The sequence below is a fragment of the Jeotgalicoccus psychrophilus DSM 19085 genome, from assembly GCF_000425845.1.
Classification (GTDB): domain Bacteria; phylum Bacillota; class Bacilli; order Staphylococcales; family Salinicoccaceae; genus Jeotgalicoccus; species Jeotgalicoccus psychrophilus.
This window is the reverse complement of sequence record NZ_AUEF01000011.1, coordinates 21,086-45,298: the sequence shown is the minus strand read 5'-3', so window position 1 is coordinate 45,298 and position 24,213 is coordinate 21,086. Positions and strand designations below refer to the sequence as shown.

General features: G+C 39.4%; 32 protein-coding genes and 2 pseudogenes. 25 read left to right on the top strand and 9 right to left on the bottom strand.

The window, feature by feature from the left end:
* Window positions 1-35: 35 nt before the first annotated feature.
* The 12 genes from H625_RS0105860 (at window position 36) to H625_RS0105805 (ending at window position 8,206) form a co-directional block, all read left to right on the top strand.
* Window positions 36-980, top strand: a complete 945-nt coding sequence (locus tag H625_RS0105860; protein WP_026859085.1) for a DNA-directed RNA polymerase subunit alpha — start codon at window positions 36-38, stop codon at window positions 978-980.
* Window positions 981-999: 19 nt separating this feature from the next.
* Window positions 1,000-1,398 (top strand): 50S ribosomal protein L17, encoded by a 399-nt coding sequence (gene rplQ, locus H625_RS0105855; protein ID WP_026859084.1) that lies wholly within the window; start codon window positions 1,000-1,002, stop codon window positions 1,396-1,398.
* 148 nt (window positions 1,399-1,546) lie between these two features.
* Complete coding sequence (locus H625_RS0105850) at window positions 1,547-2,335, top strand: energy-coupling factor transporter ATPase (protein ID WP_026859083.1); 789 nt, start codon at window positions 1,547-1,549, stop codon at window positions 2,333-2,335.
* Complete coding sequence (locus tag H625_RS0105845; RefSeq protein WP_026859082.1) at window positions 2,332-3,192, top strand: energy-coupling factor transporter ATPase; 861 nt, start codon at window positions 2,332-2,334, stop codon at window positions 3,190-3,192. The genes H625_RS0105850 and H625_RS0105845 overlap by 4 nt, the downstream gene beginning before the upstream one ends.
* Complete coding sequence (locus H625_RS0105840; RefSeq protein ID WP_026859081.1) at window positions 3,185-3,982, top strand: energy-coupling factor transporter transmembrane component T family protein; 798 nt, start codon at window positions 3,185-3,187, stop codon at window positions 3,980-3,982. Before H625_RS0105845 ends, H625_RS0105840 begins: the two co-directional genes overlap by 8 nt.
* A 5-nt stretch (window positions 3,983-3,987) precedes the next feature.
* Entirely contained in the window at window positions 3,988-4,722 is a 735-nt protein-coding gene (gene truA / locus H625_RS12690; RefSeq protein WP_051238999.1) for a tRNA pseudouridine(38-40) synthase TruA, read from the top strand.
* A gap of 177 nt (window positions 4,723-4,899) precedes the next feature.
* The gene (gene rplM, locus H625_RS0105830) at window positions 4,900-5,337 is read left to right on the top strand and encodes a 50S ribosomal protein L13 (protein ID WP_026859080.1); all 438 of its coding nucleotides are present in this window, start codon (window positions 4,900-4,902) and stop codon (window positions 5,335-5,337) included.
* A gap of 19 nt (window positions 5,338-5,356) precedes the next feature.
* The gene (gene rpsI / locus H625_RS0105825; protein WP_026859079.1) at window positions 5,357-5,749 is read left to right on the top strand and encodes a 30S ribosomal protein S9; all 393 of its coding nucleotides are present in this window, start codon (window positions 5,357-5,359) and stop codon (window positions 5,747-5,749) included.
* Between the two features lie 117 nt (window positions 5,750-5,866).
* Complete coding sequence (locus tag H625_RS0105820; protein WP_026859078.1) at window positions 5,867-6,421, top strand: NADPH-dependent FMN reductase; 555 nt, start codon at window positions 5,867-5,869, stop codon at window positions 6,419-6,421.
* Window positions 6,422-6,561: 140 nt separating this feature from the next.
* On the top strand, window positions 6,562-6,771 hold the full coding sequence (locus H625_RS0105815; RefSeq protein ID WP_026859077.1) for a hypothetical protein: 210 nt from the start codon (window positions 6,562-6,564) through the stop codon (window positions 6,769-6,771).
* Between the two features lie 107 nt (window positions 6,772-6,878).
* Entirely contained in the window at window positions 6,879-7,325 is a 447-nt protein-coding gene (locus tag H625_RS0105810) for a DUF4385 domain-containing protein (protein ID WP_026859076.1), read from the top strand.
* Window positions 7,326-7,339: 14 nt separating this feature from the next.
* Entirely contained in the window at window positions 7,340-8,206 is an 867-nt protein-coding gene (locus H625_RS0105805) for an alpha/beta fold hydrolase (protein WP_026859075.1), read from the top strand.
* Window positions 8,207-8,251: 45 nt separating this feature from the next.
* On the opposite strand, the gene H625_RS0105800 is transcribed toward H625_RS0105805, so the two are convergent.
* On the bottom strand, window positions 8,252-8,635 hold the full coding sequence (locus H625_RS0105800; RefSeq protein WP_026859074.1) for a VOC family protein: 384 nt from the start codon (window positions 8,633-8,635) through the stop codon (window positions 8,252-8,254).
* Window positions 8,636-8,770: 135 nt separating this feature from the next.
* Here H625_RS0105800 and H625_RS0105795 point away from each other — a divergent pair, with 135 nt between their 5' ends.
* The 3 genes from H625_RS0105795 to H625_RS0105785 all read left to right on the top strand — a co-directional run bounded on the left by H625_RS0105795 (window position 8,771) and on the right by H625_RS0105785 (window position 11,281).
* Window positions 8,771-9,451, top strand: a complete 681-nt coding sequence (locus H625_RS0105795) for a YjjG family noncanonical pyrimidine nucleotidase (protein WP_026859073.1) — start codon at window positions 8,771-8,773, stop codon at window positions 9,449-9,451.
* 67 nt (window positions 9,452-9,518) lie between these two features.
* On the top strand, window positions 9,519-10,235 hold the full coding sequence (locus H625_RS0105790) for a 3-ketoacyl-ACP reductase (RefSeq protein ID WP_026859072.1): 717 nt from the start codon (window positions 9,519-9,521) through the stop codon (window positions 10,233-10,235).
* 137 nt (window positions 10,236-10,372) lie between these two features.
* A complete protein-coding gene (locus H625_RS0105785; RefSeq protein WP_026859071.1) occupies window positions 10,373-11,281 on the top strand; it encodes a hypothetical protein in 909 nt (302 codons plus the stop codon).
* A gap of 42 nt (window positions 11,282-11,323) precedes the next feature.
* Here the strand turns inward: H625_RS0105785 and H625_RS0105780 are convergent, their stop codons facing one another.
* The 3 genes from H625_RS0105780 to H625_RS12680 all read right to left on the bottom strand — a co-directional run bounded on the left by H625_RS0105780 (window position 11,324) and on the right by H625_RS12680 (window position 13,987).
* The gene (locus H625_RS0105780; RefSeq protein WP_026859070.1) at window positions 11,324-11,833 is read right to left on the bottom strand and encodes a YfiT family bacillithiol transferase; all 510 of its coding nucleotides are present in this window, start codon (window positions 11,831-11,833) and stop codon (window positions 11,324-11,326) included.
* Between the two features lie 120 nt (window positions 11,834-11,953).
* Complete coding sequence (locus H625_RS12685; protein ID WP_245573110.1) at window positions 11,954-13,324, bottom strand: uracil/xanthine transporter; 1,371 nt, start codon at window positions 13,322-13,324, stop codon at window positions 11,954-11,956.
* A 114-nt stretch (window positions 13,325-13,438) separates the two neighbouring features.
* On the bottom strand, window positions 13,439-13,987 hold the full coding sequence (locus H625_RS12680) for a LysR family transcriptional regulator substrate-binding protein (RefSeq protein WP_051238998.1): 549 nt from the start codon (window positions 13,985-13,987) through the stop codon (window positions 13,439-13,441).
* Between H625_RS12680 and H625_RS13435 the strand changes: the two genes are divergently transcribed.
* The 6 genes from H625_RS13435 to H625_RS0105750 all read left to right on the top strand — a co-directional run bounded on the left by H625_RS13435 (window position 13,963) and on the right by H625_RS0105750 (window position 17,512).
* Window positions 13,963-14,103 carry an SDR family oxidoreductase gene (locus H625_RS13435; RefSeq protein ID WP_084135768.1) on the top strand — a complete coding sequence of 47 codons (141 nt, stop codon included), beginning with the start codon at window positions 13,963-13,965 and terminating at the stop codon, window positions 14,101-14,103. The two genes, H625_RS12680 and H625_RS13435, sit on opposite strands and share 25 nt — an antisense overlap.
* Window positions 14,104-14,170: 67 nt before the next feature.
* Window positions 14,171-14,413 carry a hypothetical protein gene (locus H625_RS13875; protein WP_245573109.1) on the top strand — a complete coding sequence of 81 codons (243 nt, stop codon included), beginning with the start codon at window positions 14,171-14,173 and terminating at the stop codon, window positions 14,411-14,413.
* Between the two features lie 23 nt (window positions 14,414-14,436).
* On the top strand, window positions 14,437-15,423 hold the full coding sequence (locus H625_RS12675; RefSeq protein WP_245573108.1) for an MFS transporter: 987 nt from the start codon (window positions 14,437-14,439) through the stop codon (window positions 15,421-15,423).
* 86 nt (window positions 15,424-15,509) lie between these two features.
* Window positions 15,510-15,950 (top strand): YaiI/YqxD family protein, encoded by a 441-nt coding sequence (locus H625_RS0105760; RefSeq protein ID WP_026859069.1) that lies wholly within the window; start codon window positions 15,510-15,512, stop codon window positions 15,948-15,950.
* Between the two features lie 43 nt (window positions 15,951-15,993).
* Window positions 15,994-16,518 carry a YceI family protein gene (locus H625_RS0105755; protein ID WP_026859068.1) on the top strand — a complete coding sequence of 175 codons (525 nt, stop codon included), beginning with the start codon at window positions 15,994-15,996 and terminating at the stop codon, window positions 16,516-16,518.
* 70 nt (window positions 16,519-16,588) lie between these two features.
* A complete protein-coding gene (locus tag H625_RS0105750; protein ID WP_026859067.1) occupies window positions 16,589-17,512 on the top strand; it encodes an AEC family transporter in 924 nt (307 codons plus the stop codon).
* An 87-nt stretch (window positions 17,513-17,599) separates the two neighbouring features.
* On the opposite strand, the gene H625_RS13870 is transcribed toward H625_RS0105750, so the two are convergent.
* The 5 genes and pseudogenes from H625_RS13870 to H625_RS0105735 form a co-directional block, all read right to left on the bottom strand.
* Window positions 17,600-17,893 carry a DUF421 domain-containing protein gene (locus H625_RS13870; RefSeq protein ID WP_245573107.1) on the bottom strand — a complete coding sequence of 98 codons (294 nt, stop codon included), beginning with the start codon at window positions 17,891-17,893 and terminating at the stop codon, window positions 17,600-17,602.
* A 42-nt stretch (window positions 17,894-17,935) separates the two neighbouring features.
* Window positions 17,936-18,010: pseudogene (locus H625_RS14000) on the bottom strand (DUF421 domain-containing protein); the annotation flags it as partial.
* Window positions 18,007-18,138 (bottom strand): hypothetical protein, encoded by a 132-nt coding sequence (locus tag H625_RS13970; protein WP_281170642.1) that lies wholly within the window; start codon window positions 18,136-18,138, stop codon window positions 18,007-18,009. The pseudogene H625_RS14000 and the gene H625_RS13970, both read right to left, overlap by 4 nt.
* Window positions 18,139-18,265: 127 nt before the next feature.
* Window positions 18,266-18,643, bottom strand: coding sequence for a thiol-disulfide oxidoreductase DCC family protein (locus H625_RS0105740; protein WP_026859066.1), 378 nt, complete (start codon window positions 18,641-18,643; stop codon window positions 18,266-18,268).
* Window positions 18,644-18,990: 347 nt separating this feature from the next.
* The gene (locus H625_RS0105735; RefSeq protein ID WP_026859065.1) at window positions 18,991-19,371 is read right to left on the bottom strand and encodes a RidA family protein; all 381 of its coding nucleotides are present in this window, start codon (window positions 19,369-19,371) and stop codon (window positions 18,991-18,993) included.
* Between the two features lie 234 nt (window positions 19,372-19,605).
* On the opposite strand from H625_RS0105735, the gene H625_RS0105730 reads away from it, so the two are divergent.
* The 4 genes and pseudogenes from H625_RS0105730 to H625_RS0105715 all read left to right on the top strand — a co-directional run bounded on the left by H625_RS0105730 (window position 19,606) and on the right by H625_RS0105715 (window position 24,213).
* A complete protein-coding gene (locus H625_RS0105730; RefSeq protein ID WP_026859064.1) occupies window positions 19,606-21,252 on the top strand; it encodes a PucR family transcriptional regulator in 1,647 nt (548 codons plus the stop codon).
* A gap of 93 nt (window positions 21,253-21,345) precedes the next feature.
* A pseudogene (locus H625_RS0105725) lies at window positions 21,346-22,710 on the top strand (NCS1 family transporter); the annotation flags it as partial.
* 189 nt (window positions 22,711-22,899) lie between these two features.
* Window positions 22,900-23,838, top strand: coding sequence for a CorA family divalent cation transporter (locus H625_RS0105720; RefSeq protein ID WP_026859062.1), 939 nt, complete (start codon window positions 22,900-22,902; stop codon window positions 23,836-23,838).
* Window positions 23,839-24,213 (top strand): iron chaperone, encoded by a 375-nt coding sequence (locus tag H625_RS0105715; RefSeq protein WP_026859061.1) that lies wholly within the window; start codon window positions 23,839-23,841, stop codon window positions 24,211-24,213.

The window sequence follows — 24,213 nt, the reverse complement described above, 5'->3', positions numbered from 1 at the left end:
ATATTTTCGGCGTTTAAAGGGAGGATATGTTACACATGATCGAAATCGAGAAACCTAGAATTGAGACAGTAGAGGTATCGGAAGATTCTAAGTTTGGTAAGTTTGTCGTAGAACCTTTAGAAAGAGGTTATGGGACAACACTTGGGAACTCCTTGCGTCGCATTCTTTTATCATCATTACCAGGTGCGGCAGTTAAGACGATTGAAATAGAAAATGTACTTCATGAGTTTTCGACAATAGACAATGTTGTTGAAGACGTGACTACAATTATTACTAACCTCAAGAGCCTTGCTTTAAAAATCTATTCTGAAGAAGAAAAAACTTTGGAAATTGATTTTAGCGGTGAAGGTGTAGTGACTGCAGCTGATATTACTCACGACAGTGATGTGGAAATTTTAAACAGAGACCTTAAGATTGCAACAGTATCTAAAGGCGGAAGCTTGAAATTACGCATGACAGCAGATCGTGGTCGAGGATATACTCTTGCAGACGGTAATAATAAAGCTGATATGCCAATTGGTGTAATTCCAATCGACTCTATCTATACACCGATAGAACGTGCGAATTATACTGTTGAAAATACACGTGTAGGACAAAGTACAAACTTCGATAAGCTTACTCTTGATGTATGGACTGATGGTTCACTTACTCCTCAGGAAGCAGTATCATTGGGTGCTAAAATTCTCACTGAACACTTAAACATTTTTGTCGGTCTTACTGATGAAGCACAAAATGCGGAAATCATGATCGAGAAAGAAGAAGATCAGAAAGAGAAAGTACTTGAAATGTCTATTGAAGAACTTGACTTATCAGTACGTTCTTATAACTGTCTGAAACGCGCTGGTATTAACTCTGTTCAGGAACTTACTGATAAATCAGAAGCTGATATGATGAAAGTGCGTAATCTGGGACGCAAGTCACTGGAAGAAGTTAAATTTAAACTTGAAGACCTTGATTTAGGTCTACGTAAAGAAGACTAGTCATAAAGGAGGAGAAATAATGGGTTACAGAAAACTTGGACGTACATCAGACCAAAGAAAAGCGATGTTACGCGACTTAGCAACTTCATTAATCGTAAGTGAGCGCATCACTACTACTGAAGACCGTGCTAAAGAATTACGTAAACTTGCAGACCGTTTAGTTACACTAGGTAAACGCGGTGACTTAGCAGCGAAAAGACGTGCTGGTCAAACTGTACGTAACGTAGAAATCATCAATGAAGATGGTTCAACAAGTTATGCACTTCAAAAATTATTTGAAGACATCGCTCCACGTTTCGCAGATCGTCAAGGCGGTTACACAAGCATCAAGAAGCTTGGAACTCGTCGTGGTGACGGAGCTGAACTTGTAATTATCGAATTCGTAGAAGGCGCTTCAGTTACAACTGAAGAAGCGTAAACTTTTAAAAGCAGAGTGAGTGTTATGATGGTGAGCCCGTAAGGGCTCATTCGTCTAGCTCGACGTATCCTGCAATATAACAATCAGTGCGCGACTCTTATTGCAGGGTACGCGCTTTTTTTACATAAAATTTTAAAGGGGTGGAAATATGATTTCATTAAAAGATATTGCATTTAAATACCGGGCGGAAGAATCATATGCCCTGGATCATATCTCCATCCCTTTCAATGCGGGGGAATGGACTTCGATAATCGGGCATAACGGCTCAGGGAAAAGTACATTGGTAAAAATTATCATGGGTATTATTGAAGAATACGAAGGTGAAATTTACGTTGGCGGTGAACTTTTAACCGATGAGAACAAGCAGCTGCTAAGACGTAAGTTTGCGATTGTCTTCCAGAATCCGGATAACCAGTTTGTCGGAGCAACTGTTGAAGATGATGTTGCATTCGGCCTTGAGAATCTGGGTCTCGAACGGGAAGAAATGATCGAACGTACAGAGTATGCTCTCAGTCTCGTTAATATGCTCGAATTCCGTACACATGAACCCCACCGTCTGTCAGGCGGGCAGAAACAGAGAGTCGCAATCGCAGGTGCACTTGCGATGCAGCCGGAAGTACTTATTCTCGATGAAGCGACATCAATGCTGGATCCTAAAGGACGAACAGAAGTGCTGTCTATCTTATGCAGACTGCATGAACAACTGGATACAACGATTCTTTATATTACTCATGACTTAACTGAAATTGAACGGAGCGACAGAGTCATCGTGATGAACGGCGGGGCAATTGTCGGTCAGGGTTCAGTGGAAGAAGTGTACAGGGATAAGAAACTGCTGCAGGAGAGTAATTTAAAAGTACCGTATACGGTAGAAATTTCAGATGCACTGCTCGACGGCTCTTATATGACACATGAAGAACTGGTGGTGCGATTATGACGATAAAGTTTGCGGATGTAAATGTGTTTTATAACCGTAAGTCTCCATTCGAATATCTGGCGTTAAAAAATATAAATACGACATTTGAATCGGGGAAGTTTTATGGATTAATCGGTCATACAGGGAGCGGTAAGTCTACGCTGATTCAGACGATGAACGGCTTGATTCTGCCGAGCTCGGGTACAGTTGAAACAGACGGTGTTGTACTGCAGAAGAAAACAAAGCAAAAGGTTATCCATCAGGCAAAAGCTAAAGTCGGCATGGTGTTTCAGTTTCCGGAGCACCAGCTGTTTGAAAGTACAGTATTGAAAGATGTAATGTTCGGACCGATGAATATGGGAGTCAGTGAAGAAGCTGCCAAAGAAAAAGCGTGCTACTATCTGGACCTTCTTAATGTTCATGAATCACTACTTGAGAAAAGTCCTTTTGAACTTTCGGGCGGGCAGATGAGAAAAGTTGCAATCGCAGGAATTTTAGCGATGGAGCCGAGTATTTTAATACTGGACGAACCGACAGCGGGTCTTGACCCGCTAAGTCATGATGAAACAATGCAGCTGTTTTACGATGTGTATAAAAAAATGGGTATTACAGTAATTTTAATTACACATGATATGAATGATGTTTTAGAGTTTACAGATGAAGTGAAAGTCATGGCTGAAGGACAGCTTGCAGGAGAAGGCGGGACTGCTGATATATTAACCGACAGTCATTTTATGAAACATTATAACCTGGAAGTTCCCCGCGTGATTCAGCTTGTTCAGGATTTATACGAAAAAGGCATAGTATTAAACGGCACTCCAAAAAATACAGCTGAATTTATTGAGCTGTATAAGGAATGGAGGCAGAATAATGCTTAGTTCGATGCTGCTCGGGAGATATATCCCGGGAAATAGTATGATTCACAGCCTGGACCCGAGAGCGAAAATCCTAACTGTTATTCTATTTATGATTATTGTGTTCTTTGCAAATCACTGGCTCGGCTATGGTTTGTTAATACTGTTTGTCCTGGCGATGACTAAACTGGCAGGCTTATCAATCAGATTTCTGTTTAACGGTTTAAAGCTTATTTTTATCCTGTTAATATTTACATTTCTGATGCATCTGTTCTTAACTAAAGGCGGAACGGTACTAATTGACGGCGGGTTCTTCACAATCGAATCAGAAGGACTTGTTACCGGTATTTATATTACAATCCGGCTGATTCTTCTCGTTGTGATTACGACGCTGATGACGCTGACAACAAGTCCGATTGAACTGACGGATGCGATTGAAAAACTGTGCAGACCGCTTAAAGCTTTAAAAGTTCCTGTGCATGAAATTGCGATGATGATGTCGATCTCATTGAGATTTATTCCAACGCTGATGGACGAAACGGAGAAAATAATTAAAGCACAGAGTGCACGCGGCTCGACATTTATGACAGGGAATTTAAAACAGCGCATTAATGCACTGGTGCCGATATTCATTCCGCTCTTTATGTCTGCGTTTAAGCGTGCTGAAGAAATGGCGATTGCTATGGAAGTCAGAGGCTATCAGGGTGAAGAAGGCAGAACGCACTACCGTCTTCTGTCCTGGGAAACACGGGATACAATTGCGCTCCTCGTGCTTGTGTTATTCGGCGCATTATTAATATTTGTAAGGCAGTGAACTAAATGAGAGTGGCAGTAAACATTTCATATAACGGACGGAACTTCAGCGGATTTCAGTATCAGCATGACTTCCGGACTGTGCAGGGCACGATAGAAAAACAGCTGAAACGGATGCACAAAGAATTTACACGTATTATTGCATCATCACGAACAGACGCAGGCGTACATGCTGTGGAGCAATATTTTCATTTCGACACTCCCCTAGACATACCGCCTGAAAAATGGAAATTTATTTTAAACAGAGCGATGCCGGATGATATAATGATTAATGACGTGCAAATTGCCGCTGACGACTTTCATTCCCGGTTTGATGCAGCTGGGAAGACCTACCGCTATAAGGTCTACACGGGTACTAAAAACCCGTTTTACGACGGATTGAAGACGCATTACCCATATGCGCTGGATATCGCAGCGATGAAAGAGGCAATGCACCCGTTTATCGGCACACATGACTTTACGACGTTCTCCAGTGCCAAGGGAGAAATTAAAAATAAAGTGCGGACAATTAAAGAATTTAAAGTGCTTGAAACAAACGACGGCTTTGAATTTGTTATTACCGGTACGGGCTTTCTGTATAACATGGTGCGCGTCATTGCAGCATACGTTCTGGAATGCGGGAGAGGTATCAGAACGCCGGACACGCTGAATATGATTGCAGCTAAAGACAGAACAGTTATTCCTAAAACAGCACCGGCCGAAGGTCTTTATCTGGAAAAAGTATGGTATAAAAAGATGTAAAAGTTGTCATGAAAACATTGACTTTATGACGGTTCGATTATATAATAATTAACGGTACATTTTTATATCCATCCATGATTAATAGGCCCCGGAAACTTATTAGGATAATGAATATAAAAAGACAAAAACGACTAATTTAAAACGACAATATAGAACGAGATTTAGGAGGAAATTACTATGGATCAAACGTTTATGGCTAATGAGTCAACTATCGAACGTAAATGGTTTGTTGTAGATGCAGCGGGTAAAACATTAGGTCGCTTATCTACAGAAGTAGCAACAATATTACGCGGGAAACACAAACCAACTTTTACACCTCACGTAGATTCAGGTGATTACGTTATCGTAATCAACGCTAGTGAGATCGTATTAACAGGTAAAAAAGATTCACAAAAAATCTACTACAGACACACAGGTCATGTTGGTGGAATCAAATCAGTATCAGCTGGTGAATTAAGAGAGAAAAACCCAATGAGATTATTAGAAACTTCTATCAAAGGAATGTTACCTAAGAATCCATTAGGACGTAAACAAGGCAAAAAATTATTTGTATACGGTGGAGAAAATCATCCACACGTTGCACAACAACCTGTAAACTACGAGTTACGTGGTTAAGGACTAGGAGGGAAAACATTTGGCTAAAGTAGAATATCAAGGAACTGGACGTCGTAAGCACTCAGTTGCACGTGTACGTTTAGTACCAGGTGAAGGTAAAGTAACAGTTAACGGACGCGATATGAGAGACTATCTTCCATTTGAAAGCTTAATTTTAGATTTAAACCAGCCATTCTCAGTTACAGAAACAGAAGGTAACTACGATGTATTGGTAAATGTTCACGGTGGTGGCTTCACAGGTCAGGCACAAGCAATCCGTCACGGTATTGCAAGAGCTTTACTTGAAGCAGATCCGGAACACCGCGGCGCGCTGAAAAGAGCTGGACTCTTAACACGTGACCCACGTATGAAAGAACGTTACAAATACGGACTTAAAAAAGCCCGTCGTTCTCCACAATTCTCAAAACGTTAATATATATTTATATATTGAAAAAGCACTCCCCAGCAATGGGGAGTGCTTTTTTTGTCTAGAGCGGTTTCATCCTCTATACTTTAAATGTGTTAAATATTATAGGAAGGATGATGAAATATGACAAAAGTTGGTATTATAGTTGGAAGTCTTAGAAAAGAATCTGTTACTAGAAAGATTGCCGAAAACGTCGCTGAATTATTCCCGTCCGAATATGAAACAGAGTTTATCGATATTGGAAATCTACCTTTATATAACGAAGATATTGATACAGAAGCAGGTGCACCACAAGAATACGATGAGTTCCGCAGTAAATTAAATGAAGTGGATGCGGTATTATTCGCAACACCTGAGTATAACCGATCGATGTCAGGTGCAATGAAGAACGCATTAGATGTAGGTTCCCGCCCATACGGCCAGAGTAAGTGGGATAGCAAACCTGCATTGGTCATGAGTCAGTCCCCATCCAATTTAAGCGGATTTGGTGCGAATCATCACTTACGCCAGTCATTGGTATTTTTAAATATGCACCCGTTGCAGCAGCCAGAGGTGTATATCGCCAATTCCTTTGATTTAATTGATGATGACGGAAAAATTAATAACGAAGGCACTGTAGAGTTCTTACAGTCAGCAGTAGATGCATTTGTTGATTTAATCAAACAGTTAAGTAAATAGATTTAGAGCACTTCCCAGCAATGGGGAGTGCTTTTTGCTTATATACGAATATTTCAAAGTAGAGTTACGTATGATAACATGTATATTAATTGTTCAGATACATATAAAAAACATTGGGGGAGAATTTTATTTTTAAATTTATGAAGAATATATACTTTCGTACAGGGGCAGTAATCGTCGGGGGAGGTGCCATCGGGGTATTGGCATTTGGACTAATTGAGTCATATTTTAATTGGCAGGAAATTGATAATCTGACAACACAGGCGCTGGATAATGGTCATAGTTATTCACTGGTCATTCATAATGACTTTACTAATGCATACACTTTCGAAGTTACAGATGATAAATAATAATGTTGCAAAGCACTTCCCAGCAATGGGGAGTGCTTTTTGTTTTGATCTAAACTTTTATAAGTTAACAAGTTGGGTATTATAAATTATAAGAGGAGGCAGTTATTATGGCGTTTGATTATGATTTGGATTTTGATAATATAAATTTTCGTGAGCAGCCTGAACTGTACAGGGTAGGCAGAGGAGAGCAGGGTGTGCTGCTTGTAGAACCTTATAAAGGTGAAATACTTCAGTACTGGCGCTTTAAAACACCTGATATTGCCAAAGAATCTTCTGATAAAATTTATCAGATGTATTTGGATTATAAAGACAAAAACGATTTTATCGGTATGGATATGGCAAGGAAATTTCTGCAGATGGGTTATACAAGAGCACGGCGTTATGCGAATTATAAAGGCGGCAGGAAATACAACAAAGATGGTGAAGTGAACGAAAGAGATATTGATCCTGAAAAAGCAGAATCAGCTGCTATTTTTGAAAAGAAATGGGTTAAAGTACGTGAAGATGAGGAGTATTTGAAATTGAAGAAAGCACATCAAAAGAAATATGGCTGACTGGAGGAAGTCTTATGGACAGTAATATTGAATTTGAATATATTGAAACGAACGGTATAACGCTTCACGTTGCAGTCACAGGTCCCAAAGACGGTGAACTGGTTATTCTTCTTCACGGTTTTCCGGACTTCTGGTACGGCTGGAGAAAGCAGATTGAGATGCTCACTGAAGCAGGTTACAGAGTCGCTGTGCCCGATCAGCGCGGCTATAATAAGAGTGATAAACCGAAAGGGAAAAAAGCGTATGTCATTAACGAGCTTAAACAGGATGTTATCGGTCTGATTAAACATTTCAAAAGAAAAGATGCAGTAATTATCGGTCACGACTGGGGCGGTGCTGTCGGATGGCATTTGGTGAGTACGCATCCGGAGTTCGTACAGAAGTTTATCGCGATTAATATACCTCATATGGGTGTCTTCCCAAAAGCTTTGCTTAAAACACCATCACAGTTAATTAGAAGTCTGTACATGGTATTTTTTCAAATCCCGATACTGCCTGAAAAAGTACTGAGCGGAAGAGATTTTAAAAATGCAGCACAGGTATTAAAAGGGAGCAGCCGTGATGGTACTTTTACAGAGAATGATATTAAGGAGTATAAGCAGGCATGGAGTAAACTTGGTGCTTTGTCCAGCATGCTGAACTGGTACCGTGCTATCTCTTCCAGCATGAAGCATATCAGTAAAGAGAAAATTGAAGTTCCTGTAAAAATTATATGGGGAGAGCAAGACCGCTTTCTGTCAAAGCGCTTGGCAGAGGAAAGTCTTAAGTTTATAAATGCGGCATCGGTAACCTGGATTAAGGATGCGACTCACTGGGTGAATCAGGAAGAAGTGGATATGGTCAATAAAGAGATTCTAAAGTTTTTAAATAAATCATCTTAGTCTGAAAGTTGAAGAACACCTCCCATAGCGGAAAGTGTTCTTTTTTTACTGTTCTATAAGCTGAATCAAATTACCGCACGTATCGTTAAACACTGCGAGTTTCATATCGCCGGCTGCCGTCGGTTCCATCGTAAATTCAACGCCGAGTGTTTCTAGCCGTTCATATTCTTTGTCTATATCATTAACACCGAACATTGTTGCAGGGATGCCCTGCTGCATCAAGCTGTTCTGATAATCCTGGGCAGCGATATTGTCATTAGGTTCAAGGACAAGTTCCGTACCGTTTTCATCGTCCTTCGAGACAACAGTAATCCATCTGAAATTACCTGCAGGGACGTCATGTTTTTTTACAAAACCGAGAACATCCGTATAGAATTTTAATGCTTTATCCTGATCATCCACGAATAGGCTGGTAACGATAATATTCATCATTGCACCTCATTTATTTAGATTCTGACTTAAGAATATAATAAATCAATGTGAAAATGAAACTGTTGAGTATCATTATTTTTATTGATATAGTCTCATTAAGGTTATAATGACATAAATGTTGGGAGAACAGCTATGTATAAAGTAATTTTTCTGGATATTGATGATACAGTATTTAACTTTAAAAAATGCAGTGAGAGTGCATTGAAAGAAACTTTTTCAACGCTCAATCTCGAATATAACAAAAATGTATTTGAATCGTTTTCTGCGATTGATCAACGTTTATGGAAACAGCAGAAAGAAGAACTGCTGACTGTGGCAGAAGTACTGGATATAAGATTCGCTGAGCTGTCGGAAACACTTGGCTTGAATTATGACAGCAATCTTGCTAAAGAACATTTTGGGAAATTACTCGGCGAACAGTACATTATGGAACCTGGTATTGAAGAAGTGTTAAAAGAGCTCTCAGCAGATTATAAAATATACGCGGCTTCGAACGGTGTTTTAACAATGCAGGAGAATAGACTGCAGCTGTCAGAACTGAAGAAATATTTTACTGACTTATATGTCTCTGATGACATCGGATATGCAAAACCAAATATAAACTTCTTCATAGAGAGTATGGACAGGGCAAAGTTAAAAGCGTCTGAAATACTGATGGTTGGTGACAGTTTAGTTTCTGACATTGCCGGAGCCCGCGCGGCGGGTATCGATGCAGTCTTGTACAATCCTTACAGCTTGGAGAATTTATCTAAAATAAGTGCTGATTATGAGATTAAAGATCTCCATGAATTGCCCGGTATTTTAAACTCATAAGTTATGAAAAAAGTAAGGAACATGCTAAAATTACTAATGAAAGTAAAGAGTTAAAGGAGATTTCAACATGCAAAATATAAGCGGTAAAACAGCACTAATTACAGGTGCAGGACGCGGCATCGGCCGTGCGACAGCACTTGCTCTTGCAGCAGAGGGTGTAAATATCGGACTGGTTGGCCGTTCGATTGAAAACCTGAAACAAGTACAGGAAGAGCTTAAAAACTACGATGTTAAAACAGCAGTAGCAGCAGCCGATGTATCTGATATAGATGCAATTACTTCAGCGGTGGAAGCAATCCGCGGAGAACTTGGTCCAATTGATATTCTGTTAAACAACGCAGGTATTTCGAAATTCGGCAGCTTTATGGAGCTGACTCCAAAAGAATGGACAAACATTCTTAATGTTAACGTGAACGGCGTATACTACACAACTCGTGCTGTACTTCCTGAAATGATTGAACGCAATACAGGGGATATTATTAATATTTCATCAACTGCAGGTCAAAAAGGCGGAGCAATCACAAGTGCATACTCTGCGTCGAAAGCAGCAGTAATCGGCTTAAGTGAATCACTGATGATGGAAGTTCGTAAGCATAACATCCGCGTGACAACATTAACTCCAAGTACAGTCGCAACTGATATGGCTGTTGAACTTAACTTAACTGACGGCAATCCTGAGAAAGTAATGCAGCCGGAAGATCTGGCAGAACTGATTGTCGCACAGCTTAAATTAAACAAACGTGTTGTACTGAAACACGCTGGGCTATGGTCAAATAATCCATAAGTAAATAAATTTCTAAAGCGCTGTCTGATAAAAATCAGGCAGTGTTTTATTATTTTCTAGAAAATATGGGTATAGGTTAGTAATGTTACATACAGTTGTAGTAGATCAAAAGGGGAACACAAACAGGGGGAGAGGCTATGAGGTTGTTAATACTTATGCTGGCAGGGGCATTTATATTGGCGGGGTGCGGAGATACTGACGAAGTGCCGATTGATGAGCCTGAAAGCACTGAGACAGAGACAGAAGCGACAAAAGCAGTAGAGGAAGAGGAAAGTACTGAATCCGAGGAAATATCTAATGATGACGGCGGTGAAAATAGAGAGACCGAATCAGTTGAAGAGCCTGCAGAACCCGTTAATGTAATGGACGGTATTGAAGTTTTAGCAGGCTACTGGATTAATTACAGAGGTGAAGACGATGCACGTGGTCATATGACACGTACAAACCCGATAGAGTATAATTCGGGACAGGATTATACTGTAACAACGGCTTCTTATGTTTCGTATTTTTACGGCGATGAATTTATAAAAACAAATAACTATGGACATGACGGCCCGCACATTATAGAAAGTGTGCCTGAAGCGGATCGTTTAATAGTGAGCTTTAGTGAACCGGAAAAAGATACGGTCCAGCTGATTAATGAAGCATTGGAAGATGCGTCAGCAGGTAATGAAGTAAATACGACACCTGATGAGCTCATTGGACGGGGGCAGCCGGTTGAAGAGGGAATGACAGGCACGATTATGTTCGGTCAGGATTTCCTGACAGGTGATGATGTGTTTACCGGCGAACGGATTGATGATGAAGGTCATTTTGTTGATGATGAAAGCTATTACGTAACAGGTGCTCTGGCATATACACCTTCCGAGGACTATATCATTACAGCACCTGCTTATATTAGTTATTACTCTGGGCGCAGATTTATAGAAACTGTTGAGATTACAGCAGTGCCAGCATATCTCCCTGAAGTTAAAGGTGCGAACTATATTAACATCAGTTTCCATGAGGATCATCTGCTCGATTTAAATATTATTGAGCTCGAATAAAAAATCTCCCTTTGAAATGTTTTCAGAGGGAGATTTTAGTATTTATTTTGATAATGCGATTTTAATATGTGCTAAATGATGTTCTTCATGCCATGATAATTTCGCAACTTTTGTTCCGACAGAGATTTCACCATTAACCTCATGTGTGAACACGCGCTTTAACTGATCTTCAGTTAAGCTGCTGCCAAGCGCGACCACACGCTCATTTATACCTTCAAGCATTTTAATAGAACTCTCTACCGGGAGATTACTGTCCGGTAAGACTGCCCATTCATTCTGAATGAATTCCGGCACTTTAGGATTATTATCAGTTAAGGCGAGTTTCAGACGCTGATACATATTCAGCTGTGAATCAGCGATATGATGTACAAGTTGACGAACGTTCCAGCTGCCTTCGCGGTATGTTTTGTTCAGCTCTTCGTCAGACAAAGAATCAACCTCCACACGTAAGCGCTCTGTGTAAGTAGCGGTGTCTTCCAACCATTTTTCGATATCCGATAAAGCTATGTTTTCAGGTACTTGCAATTGACCAATAGGAAATTTTACGTCCATGTTCAAACCCCTCACTTTATTCATTTTATGATTCTACTTTACCATAATGATAAAAATATACATTGTGACAGGGGCATAAAGAAAAGCCCTGTCCGTTTGGACAGAGCTTTTTTACGTTACTTATAATTTATTAACAGGTTCTTCTTTTTCAATATTCTTACCAATGTTGTTGGAGATTGTCGCACCGACTTTATCCCAGTTCATGAAGTTTTCCATTGCGATGGAAATTATCGTACCCATTAACAGGCCGCTTGATAATAACGGCTGCACGTAGCCTGGCAGGCTTGCGAATGCTGAAGCGGGTACTGCCATAAGGACAAGTCCTAAGAACATAGGAATCGCTGCACGGTAAATATTGAGGCTGTTGAATTCCACAAGTTTGAACCAGTCCCACGCTGAACCGAAAAGTTGTACGTATGATACGAATAAGACCGCACACCCGACACTTAACGGAATCATCGTAAAGAATGAACCGATTTGAGGAATAGCACCCATAACGAAGAACATTGCCGCACCGAAGATAAACGGCATACGTTCGTAAATTTTAGTCTGCTGAATAAAACCGATTGATGATACGAAAGGTGAGTATGGTACCAGTCCTAAGAATCCTGGAATAATTGTCATAACACCAGTAATCGTAAATGAGTTTCTGTAATCTTTGCTCGTTGAAGGTGAATCCGGATAGATTGGATCTGTTCCTTTAATTGAGCCGTACTGTTTAGATAAGTTAAGCATACCTGTAATCACTACTGTAAGTATAATTCCGATATTCCACGCAGGTGAACCCAGCGGGAACCAGAAAATTTCCAGGGAGCTTGCTGCACCGCCTGCAAGCTGAGTGTCCTGACCGAATAGTAATAAGTACGCCGGCCAGCCGATAATAATACCGATAAGCATTGCATACTGCGATAATTTATTTGAACCGCGAATTGTTAAAATCAGTACAAGGGTAACAATTACGAATGACAGAATTGCCGGTCCAACTTGAATTTCAGTCGGGCCTTCTCCGCCGCCAAATGGCAGGCCGACCATGCCTTTAAAGAAACTGATACAAAGAGATACACCGAATAAAAGCATGAATACACCCATAACACTCGGGTTAAATAATTTCTCCAGGTAGTAACCAACACCTGTTAAACCGATAATTACAGTAAGAATTCCTGTAATAATTAATCCTGTTGCGATGCTGCCGCCAACTTCTGCAATGGGCATACCCTGTGCTGCAGCAAGTGAAGATAATGCGAGCAGCACTCCCCACCAAAGGCCGGAAGGTCCGTCCATAATCGGTCTTCTGTGTCCGATAAATACCTGCATCAAACAAGCGATTCCGCCGAGAATAAATGAAAACTGCATTGTACTGACGATTTCTGCCTGTGACAGATTAAAAGCTGCCCCCATCGTAATCGGTACAACGACTGTATTAATAAATATATACATTAACCATTGAAGTCCGCCAAGCCAGTTATCGACATTTTTAAAATGTTTCATCATGTCTTATATCACACCGTTTCCTATTTAATTATAATTTATAATAACCTACCCTATAATATAGAAAGATATGTTAAAAATCATTGTCTATAATAGCTAAAATTAAAATATTTTTTATCATAAGTTATCAAAATATGCCTGTGATTTTTTAATGAATGCCTGTGATATTTTCGTCGGATACATATACTTATGTTTCAGTAAGCCGATAGTGCGTGTGAAATCTTTATTTTCAATCTTTAAATGTTTGACCTGATGATCATAAATATTCATCGATGTCTCGGGTGTGAAGGCGACACCATGACCTTTTTTAACAAGCTGGAGTATAGCTGTTGCTTCTTCAACTTCCACCTGATAATACGGAGAAAACCCAGTGGCTTGTAAAATGTTGTCTGTCAGCTGGCGGAAACTGTATTGATTAGTCAGCCCGATAAAAGGGATGTTTTCATCCAGTTCTGTCAGGTTCACAGAATCCTTTTTGGCTTCGCTAAAATATTTTGGTACGGTTAGATATATATCTTCAGTATAGAGTGGCAGCCACTCTATATTATTATGTTCAATACGTTCTGTCGTAATACATAAATCATACTTTCCATTTTCAATAAACTGATGAAGATTTTCCTGAGACAGGGGCACCTGCTGGAATTTCAAAAGAAGCGGTACCGACACGCAACTTCGTTCAGGTAGATCAGGTTACTGACTTAGCAGTATTCTTAGCATCTGATGAAGCTAAATTTATGAACGGCGCAATTGTACCAATCGACGGTGGATTTACAATCCAATAATAATTATTTTAAAAAAGATTATTAGGGAAGCAAGTTTAATTGCTTCTCTATTTTCATGGGAGGACATATGAAAAAACAAGGTGAATTTCATTACGCATGGTGGATAATGATAGCGAGTGCTGCGATTTACGCAGCAAGTGTTGGTATTATTGTCAGCTGTGCACCGATTTTATATCGCGCTGTCGCACAGGATTTAAATGTTGGGGTATCTGAAATCAGTTTATATACCTCTATTATGTATATAGTCGTTACAATTTTACTGCCTTTTGCAGGAAGAATATTAATCGATTCGATATACGTTATATTTTAACAATCGCAGGGATTATTAATGCGGTGGCATTTGGTTTAATGGGTACTTATAACTCGGTTATACCTTTTTATATTTCAGGTGTGGCTTTAGGGATAGGGAGTACATTTTTAATTTACGGTTCAATTCCTTTAATTATGAACAACTGGTTTAAAGCAAAAGCAGGTACGTCTTTAGGCTTCGCTATGGCATTTATGGGAGTCGGCGGTGCAATTTTCGCTCAGGTGACAGGTATTTTAATCGAATCAATCGGCTGGCGCCAGACATATATGGCACTTGGTGTAATTGTGGCACTGTTAATTCTGCCATTTACTATTTTTGTTATTCGTTCTAAACCGGAACAGCTGAATATGAAAGCTTACGGTGAAGATGAAGTGGATGTTGAAAATACTAAAGTCGATAAAACACCGGCAACAGGTGTTGAGAAACGAACTGCATTAAAATCACCGGCGTTTTATCTGGTGTTATTATTTACCGGTCTGTTTGGACTCGCTTCAACGGTCAGTTTCCATGTGCCGAACTTTGTTGAATCGATCGGCTTTACAGCTGCAATGGCGGCAACAGGTGTGACATGTGTAACAATCGGTCAGACGGGGGGGGGGGGGGAATTTATGCTCGGAGCAATCAATGATAAATTCGGAGTTAAATCTGCGCTGTTTGTCGGTATCGGCGGCGGAATGATTGGTGTTGTTGCATTAATGATTTCTGATTCATTCGGCATAGGTATGCTGTACCTTGGTGCACTGCTGTTCGGCATAGGGTTCTCAGGGTCTACATTATTACCGCCTGTAGTTATTCGTGAAGTATTTGGCGGACGGGATTATGCGTCAATTTATACGACGATTATGTCGGCATCAACACTGGGTGTCGCAGTCGGAACGACATTGTTCAGTTATTTATACGATGCGAGCGGTTCATACTATATAGTGTTTATTATCGTAATTATACTCTTTGTTGGGACGATTTCATCAAGTCTGTTCTCGCTGAATTGGAAACGAAAATTAAATTATTAATATTCAGGCTCATAATATCTTTTAGGAGATATTGTGAGCTTTTTCTATTTATAAAACTGCTATACTGAACTTAAGAGGTGTGGGATATGAAAGTAATTATCGATGCGGACGCCTGTCCGGTGAAGGATATCGTAACGAAAGAAACTAGAGAAAAAAATATAGACGTCGTACTTGTATCAAGCCTGTCGCATTTCAGTTCAAGAGAACTGGATTCGCATGTCAAAGCTGTTTACGTCGACGCAGGACCGGATGCAGCGGATTATAAAATTGTCCAGCTGGCTGAAGCGGGGGACATTATCGTCACGCAGGATTACGGCCTGGCATCACTGCTCTTGCCAAAGGGCTGTACAGTACTGCATCACACAGGATTTGAGTATAATAAAATGAATATGGATCATATGCTTGAAACACGTCATATGAGCAGTGTAATCAGAAGAGGCGGCGGACGGACAAAAGGACCGAAAGCACTGTCTCAGGATGATAAACAAAAGTTTACTGATTTATTTATAGATGCACTTAACAAATAAATTCGTACAGAATGAATATCAATTATAAATATAGGAGGATACTATGGATAAATATATTATTGATACACTGAATTCTCAAGTGAGCTTTGAAGTTACATATATGATGATGACCAAAATTACAGGAACATTTAATGATTTTAAGATTTCGATTGAGGCGAATGATCTGATTAATCTGACCGGTGCAAAAATATACGGAGAAGCGGATGTTATGTCGATTGATACCAACGTAAAGGAAAGAGATGAACATTTACGTTCAGAGGAATTTTTCAATGCCGAAAAATATTCTAAAGTTACATTCGAATCAACAGAAGTGAGAAAAGCCGGGCAGACTGTAAAAGTATTTGGGGATTTAACGATAATGAACCACACTGAAAATATTATGATAATTCTTTATAACAAAGGTGTCCGGACAAATCCGTGGGGAACTGAAGTATATGGATTTGAAGGGGAATTTGAACTGAAACGCAGTGATTATGGATTAACATGGAACAAATCATTAACAAATGGCGGTATGCTAGTCAGTAATAAAGTTAAAGTGATGGCTTCACTTCAGTTCAGCAAATTATAAAAAGGATAATGACAGCTCTTATTTATTAAATATTTTTAAGCTTTTATAATTTTTAGGAAAGAGGCATTATATGACGGAATTCCTTTTTATCTTAAGCAACGTTATGCTGCCTATAGCGATAATCGTCTTTATCGGTTACTTTTCGCAGCTGAAATTAAACTTAGACAGACCGACACTCGGCAAGCTGATGGTGAATTATATTATCCCGGGATTCATATTTATGAACCTGTACAGCTCGGACATAGACTTTAGCCTGCTGTTATACATAATGATGTTTTTATTTATATTTGCGCTTATTTCTTACCTTGTATCGAGAGTTATAGCAGCAATATCAGGAGTGAAAGGGCAGCACACCGTGCTATTTACAAACTCAAGTCTTTTTTATAACGCTGGAAATTATGGTGTGCCGGTCAATGACCTTGTATTTAAAAGTGACCCGTTTGCCATGAGTGTTCAGGTTATGATGGTCGTGTTCCAAAATATTATCGCGTACTCATACGGTATATTTGTGTTGAGTGCAGAAAATGTGGGGAAATTTAAAGCACTTCTCGGTTACTTTAAAATGCCGATTTTTTACGGATTATTTTTAGGGCTGTTATTTAATTACTTTAATATCAGTCTGCCTACACCTGTTCTGTCATCACTAGATTACATAAGAGATGCGATGATTGGTATGGTGCTATTTATACTTGGTACGCAAATTGCGGGAATCAGGTTCAGACATCTGCGATTCAGCGCTTTTATTGCCACAGCGGTAAAATTGTTAATCATCCCGGCGATGGCACTGCCGTTACTGTTCTTATTTAACGTGGACGGCGTCGTTGCGCAGGCGATATTGATTACAACTGCAATGCCCGCTTCAGTAAACAGTTCTGTCATTGCCCAGCAATACAGCGATGATCCGGAATATGCAGCAGAAATCGTGATGATGAGTACATTATTGAGTGCAATTACGCTGCCGCTTGTAATATATACGGCACTGAATATTTTTTAGATAAGAATAACTGTGAGTGCGCCGCCGTGAACTGACGGTGGCACAGAAACAGTAATTGCGCGCCACCGTGAAACGACGGTGGCACGCTTATTTTTTTACTTCGCTGAATAGTGGAGAATCCAAGTCTATATTCTCCTCGCCTGATTTTTTATTGATAATAGAAAGACTGCCATCTGTTTCGATTATGACAGCCTTTACGTCAGACATATCGCCGCTGCCGTTTGAACGAATAGCCTGTTTTATCTCGGTTTCCACAATGCGTTCTTTCTTCATGTTTTTATAATGGAATTCTCCATTGTGAAAGAGCAGGGAAGGAGAAGCTTTTATATATTTACTTACCAGACTGCTGTGAACTGAGAGTTTGGTAATAATATACTGCATAATCATCAGGACTAAAAAAGCTGTAATACCTTGAGTGATAGTTACATTACGGTTGATAAGAATACTTGCGAGTATTGAACCAATCGCTACTGCTACAACAAAATCAAAGGCGTTCAGCTGCGAAAGTGATCTTTTTCCGCTGGCCGGATGATAACGATAACAGAAGTATATGCCATTAAACCAATCAGCACGGTTCTTAATATGACATCCGGTCCATCAAATATTAGTTTGTCGAATTCAAGCAATGATAAAACCTCCTGTAAATTTAAATAGTTAGTATTATTTACCCTGTATACACCGGGATAATTATTGAACCGACTGGTATGTTTTTCTATAAAAAAGAAGCTGCTGCACATCAATGATGTGCAGCAGCTATTTTAAATACATATCAAGAAACTTTTGATTCGGACGTTCACATACATTTTTTACAGGTATATTTTTGCGGTATTTCGCGATGAGTTTATAAATCGTATCTCTTATAAACTTAGGAACAAGTTTAAGCAGTATAACGGGTTTAAATAATCGATTAGCATCTGCAAGCATGTGCAGTACTGCATCCGAGTGTATATAAGTTCTGCCTTCAGCAATATAAATAACGCTGTCTATATCGTTGTCAGGCGTATAGTTTTCTTTTGTCCATTCAGTATTAAAATCGGTAATACGGAGTTCGGGATTTTCGTTAATGTCTACAGTGAAACGCACGAAGAAACTGCAAAAGTTGCATTCGCCGTCAAAAATCAACACTTTCATAGTAACGCCTCCTCAATTGTATTTTATCATATCAGTTCTGGGACTGGCATGACAGAGGCTCATGTGTATCCGGGACTCTCAGAGTTGGCATGATCGGGTCTCATATGTATCCGGAACTCCCGGGACTGGCATGATTAAGACTCATGTGTATCCGGAACTCTCAGGACTGGCATGGTCGAGTCTCATGTGTATCCCAGACTTCCAGGACTGGCATGATCGGGTCTCATATGTATCCGGAACTCCCGGGACTGGCATGATTAAGACTCATGTGTATCCCAGCTATCAGAAAGCACAAATAAAGCAAAAAAGCAGAACCCGGCAATCGGATTCTGCTTTTTTCTCAATTATTATTTCTTAACGATCATTTCAATTTCAACTTCTGCACCAAGCGGAAGTTCCAATACTGCGACACATGTGCGTGACGGGTATGGTGCGCTGAATTTCTCTTTATACACTTCGTTCATCGCATCGAAGTTCTTCATCGTTGTCAGGTATACGTTAACTTTAACAACCTGTTCTTCTGTAACACCCATATCTTCCATTACATCGAATAGATTATTGAATGCAACTTCAGTCTGTTTCGCAATATCTCCAGTTAAATCTTCTGTAACATCCAGTCTGTTTTTTGCTGTCTGTCCCGAGAAGTAGAGAAAGTCTCCGGCGTCTGTAACGTGTGAATACGGTCCGGAGCTGCTCACTGTTTTTGTGTTGAATGCTTTTCTGCTCATAAAACAACCTCCTAATAGTAATAATTTAATCATAGCATTTTAAATTGAATAGAATAGTATTAGTGAGAATCTATTAGTGTAAAAAGGTCTATCCAACATCGATAAGAATAAGTGAGTTTCCGATGAGCAAATTATAGGGTATATAGGGTACAAATGCTGTTATAGTATATGGTAGAAGATATTAAAGTGTTTATCGACTTACGATAAAACGATTTTAAAAATGAGGTTTGGCTTATGCAATATACAGTTAAAGAGTTACTGACGCTTGAAGAATTGCAGGATGCAGAATATATCGGCACAAAACAAAGTCTCTCGAAGAATATAAAAGGCATTACAGTAATAGATTCACCAGATATTTCATTATGGCTAAAGGGAGGAGAGACGATACTCACAAGTTTCTTCCCGGTAAAAGATCTAAACGACGAAGAGATGAAGGATTGGATGCACAAGCTTGCTGATAAAAAAATCAGCGCTCTGATTGTAAAGCTCCGAGAAGAGTTTGACAGCATCCCGGCTCCTGTAATGGAAGTGTGCAAAGAGAGAAATATTCCGATTATATCGCTGCCGACAGCTGTTCCGTTTATCGATATTATTTATAAAGTGACGCGCAAAATTTTTAATCAGGATGTTGAAAAGCTCGAGTACTTCAGAGAGATTCATCTCCGTTTTACCGAGCTGTCGATTCAAAATGTCAGCGATGAAGTGATTATCGAAACGCTGGAGTCGCTGATCGGCAATCCCGTGACCATTTATAACGAGCTTTTTAAAGTAATCGCGACAACGGACAGTGAAGTAGAACTGTTTTACGAATCGGATAAGTTTCAGGTGGAAGAAAACATTAAGAACACGATCTTCCCGATTTACCGCAGATTCGTTATCTATCCGAAACTGCAGGACCGCGAGTGTGAACAGATTATGATTCCGATAACGACAGTGAACCAGACGAAAGTTATGCTCGTTATCAGTGCAATACATTCAGGTTTCAATGATTTTGATTTTATCGCTATTGAAAATGCAGCGACAGCGTTATCTTTAAATCTCGCTAAGAAAATTGCGATTTCTGAAGTGGAAAAGAAATATAAAAATGAAATTATCGATGACCTCCTGTCAGGTGACATTAAGGACGAAGATGATATTGCCGAGCGTGCGGATAATATTAAGTTTGATTTAAACAGCCGGTCTGCAGTGGTTGTATTTACGCTGAAGTTTAACGATAAAAAAGTAACGAGTGTCGCGAGGGAACGGTATTACAATATTTTAATTAGTAATATCGACTATTATTTAAAAAATGCGATTGTGCGTGAACGGTTTAATCAGGTGATTGTTATCTGGCCGATACATTCCGGTCAGAGCAATAAGAAAAAAGAAATGAACAGCATCAAACGGTCCCTCGGCTTTGTAATTAATAAATTTGAAAGTGCCGTCAGCGATGCGAGAGTATATACGGGTATCGGTACGATAGCAGATACCGTACACGACCTCCCAAAAAGTCACAAAGAAGCCCAGGAAGTGCTCGACGTAAATGAAATGTCCTATCAGCATGAACCTGTGCTCAGTTTTGAAGAGCTTGGTATTTATCGTCTCTTGTATCAATTCAGGAACGATAATAACAGATTGAAAGAATTCATTCCTCAAAGTCTGCAGAGGCTGATTGATTACAATAAGTCAAACAGGGAACAATTAATTGAAACATTGGAAATGTTCCTCATGTGCCAGCAAAATGTATCGCGTTCGGCCGACAGATTGTATGTACATTATAAAACTGTCTCATATCGTCTTGATAAGATTAAGGAAATTACGCAGATGGATTACGAAGATGCGAATGAAATGCTGTCAGTCCAGGTCGGTCTGAAGATACTGGAAATAATGAGAAAGGAGTAACTATGTAATATATAGATAATTAAAGAGATAAATCTTAGAAAAATTATCTACATTGGATAAAGACAACGGACGGTTAGGCATATATAATAAATAATGGTGCAAGACACTGATAACAAAGTATATGAAATACAAAATATAATAAGAGGTGTAAATATGTCAGAAGAACACACTAATCTTTCCGGAGAGAACTTAGACGCAGCAGCTCAGACGGATTCTCTTAAGCCAAACGGTCCAAAAGACAGAACGCTCGGTGCAGCCGGATACATGTCCCTGTGGGTCGGTGACGGTGTAAACATGGGTAATATGACACTCGGTGCGAGTGTTGTAGTTGCGGGTATGGCCATCTTAAACATTTGGCAGACAATTGCAGCGGCATTAATCGCAATCGGGATTATTTCTATCCTTTTCGCATTAAACGACAGAGCCGGTTATAAATACGGTATTCCGTATGTGGCACATCTAAAAGCATCGTTTGGTGAGAAAGGGACACTTATTTCTTCACTGCTCCGTGCAGTGCCGGCAGTCATCTGGTACGGTATTCAAAGCTGGATCGGTGGTACCGCGTTAAATGAAGTGTTCAAAATACTATCAGGCGGAGCGCTTGATAATGTATTCCTTGGATTTATTATTCTATTAGTTATACAGATTCTCCTTTCTATGAAAGGTTTCAAGAGTATTAAAGCGGTTGAGTCAGTAGCATCTGTCGTTCTGATGGGTATCGTTATTACAGTTTTTGTAATTCTTATTAAAGACCACAGCGCAGCAATTACTGATACATGGATTAACACAGAAGGTACGTGGGGAGTTCCGTTCTTTGCATACATCATGGTATTCCTTGGCAACTACGCAGCAATTTTCTTAAGTGCAGCAGATTACTCACGTGAACTTAAAACAGGTTACAGCGATGGCAAAAGAGGTATGCTTTACTTCTTGCCGATTATCGTTGCTTACGGTTCGGTAATCGTTGTTGGTGCAATGCTTGCAAGTGCAACAGGCTTCACAAACCCGGCACTTGGACTTCCGGCATTATTCGATAATGTTTACATGCAGTTATTCATCTCTGTATTTATCGTGTTTGGTGCAATCGCAGTAAACATGGTAGCGAATATTGTAACGCCGACTTATGTTATTCAGCTGTTTACTAAACTGAACTACAAAGTTGCAGTAACAATTACAGGACTTCTTGCGATGGGCTCATTCCCATGGTTATTAGTACAGGATGACAATGCAAAAGGACTTGATACTTTTGTTCATGTTTACTCAGCATTCTTAGGACCATTAATTGCGATTCTCATTGTGGAATTCTACATTATGAGAAAACAGAAAATAGATATTAAAGAATTGTATAAAAAAGGCGGTCACTTTGACGGCATGAACTACGCAGCTTTACTGGCACTTGCTATCGGTGCAGCAGCAGCATTCACATTCGTTGATCTGGCATGGATAATCGGATTTATTGTTGCAGGTATTGTGTATCCAATTATCAGTAAGATAATGTTCAAAGGCTCGAGATTCAAGAAAGATACAATTTTTGAAGAAGAGGCAAAATAATATAAGATTAAAAGAGCAGTGAAATCAGAGGATTTCACTGCTCTTTTGCGTTATTCATCAGCCAATCGGGTATTAGAATTTAGGGAGGGTGAGCGCATGAGTCTTGAAATTCAGTACATATCGAAAAATAATAAAATAGAAACAGCAGCGGATGGACGGGATTCAGTGCCGTACGATGTGACTTTTACATGGTACGACTACAATAATTTTGATGACAAAGAGGAACTGCTGTCAGATTTTAATTTCAGCGATGATAATTTTGAAGATGAAAACACAAAAAAATACCGCCCGCAGTATTATAACTTTAATGATTACCAGCTGTTAATCTGCCATGTTATCGACAGAGAAACACTGGAAGCCCATGCAATTAACATTTGCGTAATGAAAGACGTAATTATTACGTATCATAACGGCGTGCTGAATGATTTTATCGATATTGCAGAAATTATTAAAAATAAGCACGAAGATTTAGAAATTGATATCGCACTTCACATTCTGCATGCGACGGTCGATCAGTATTTTGATATTGTGCATGAAATTGAAGATGATGTTATATCGTTTGAAGAAAAACACGGAAATGAGCGCAAAGATGAGAACATCACTGTTAAAATGTTCGATGTCAGAAAAGAAATATTCCGTGTGAAGCGTGTGATTATTCCGATGGAAGAATTAGTCGAGAAGTTTAAAGAACAGGATGATATATTTAACAGCAGCCAGAGCGAGAAAATACTAAGCAAAATTGATTCGAAAATCGACAGACAGAAGCTGATTATTCAATTCTCGGAAGAGATGATTGATGAAATGAAAGAGAACTACATTTCATACAATACGTATCGCATGAATAAAATAATTAATGTCCTCACAATAATTTCAGCCATCTTTTTACCACTGACTTTGATTACCGGTATATATGGCATGAACTTTGAAAATATGCCTGAACTCAGCTGGGGTCCGGCGTACTTTGTAACCTTGGGTGTTATGGTTCTTATCAGCATCGGCATGCTTATGTTTTTCAAATATAAAGGGTGGATGTAAATGAAGACTGACTTATTTCAGCCTTATCTTGAAAAAATTGAAGGCGAAAAAAACAGCACAAAAGTTCGTAGGGTATATGAATGGATTGAAGAGGAATTTCCAAAACTGGAGCCTGAGGTAAAATGGAGCACACCTTTATATTCTCATCACGGGACCTTTATCATCGGTGTCAAACCTGCTAAAAACCATTTTTCAATTAATCCTGAAGCTAAAGGAATTGATGTTTTCAGCGATAAAATTAAAAATGCAGGATATACACATGAAAAGATGACGTATAAGATTGAATACAGCGACGAAGTAGATTACAGTCTGCTGAAAGAAATTATAGAATTTAATATTAAAGATAAAAAAGAGCATACAAAATTTTGGCGCTGA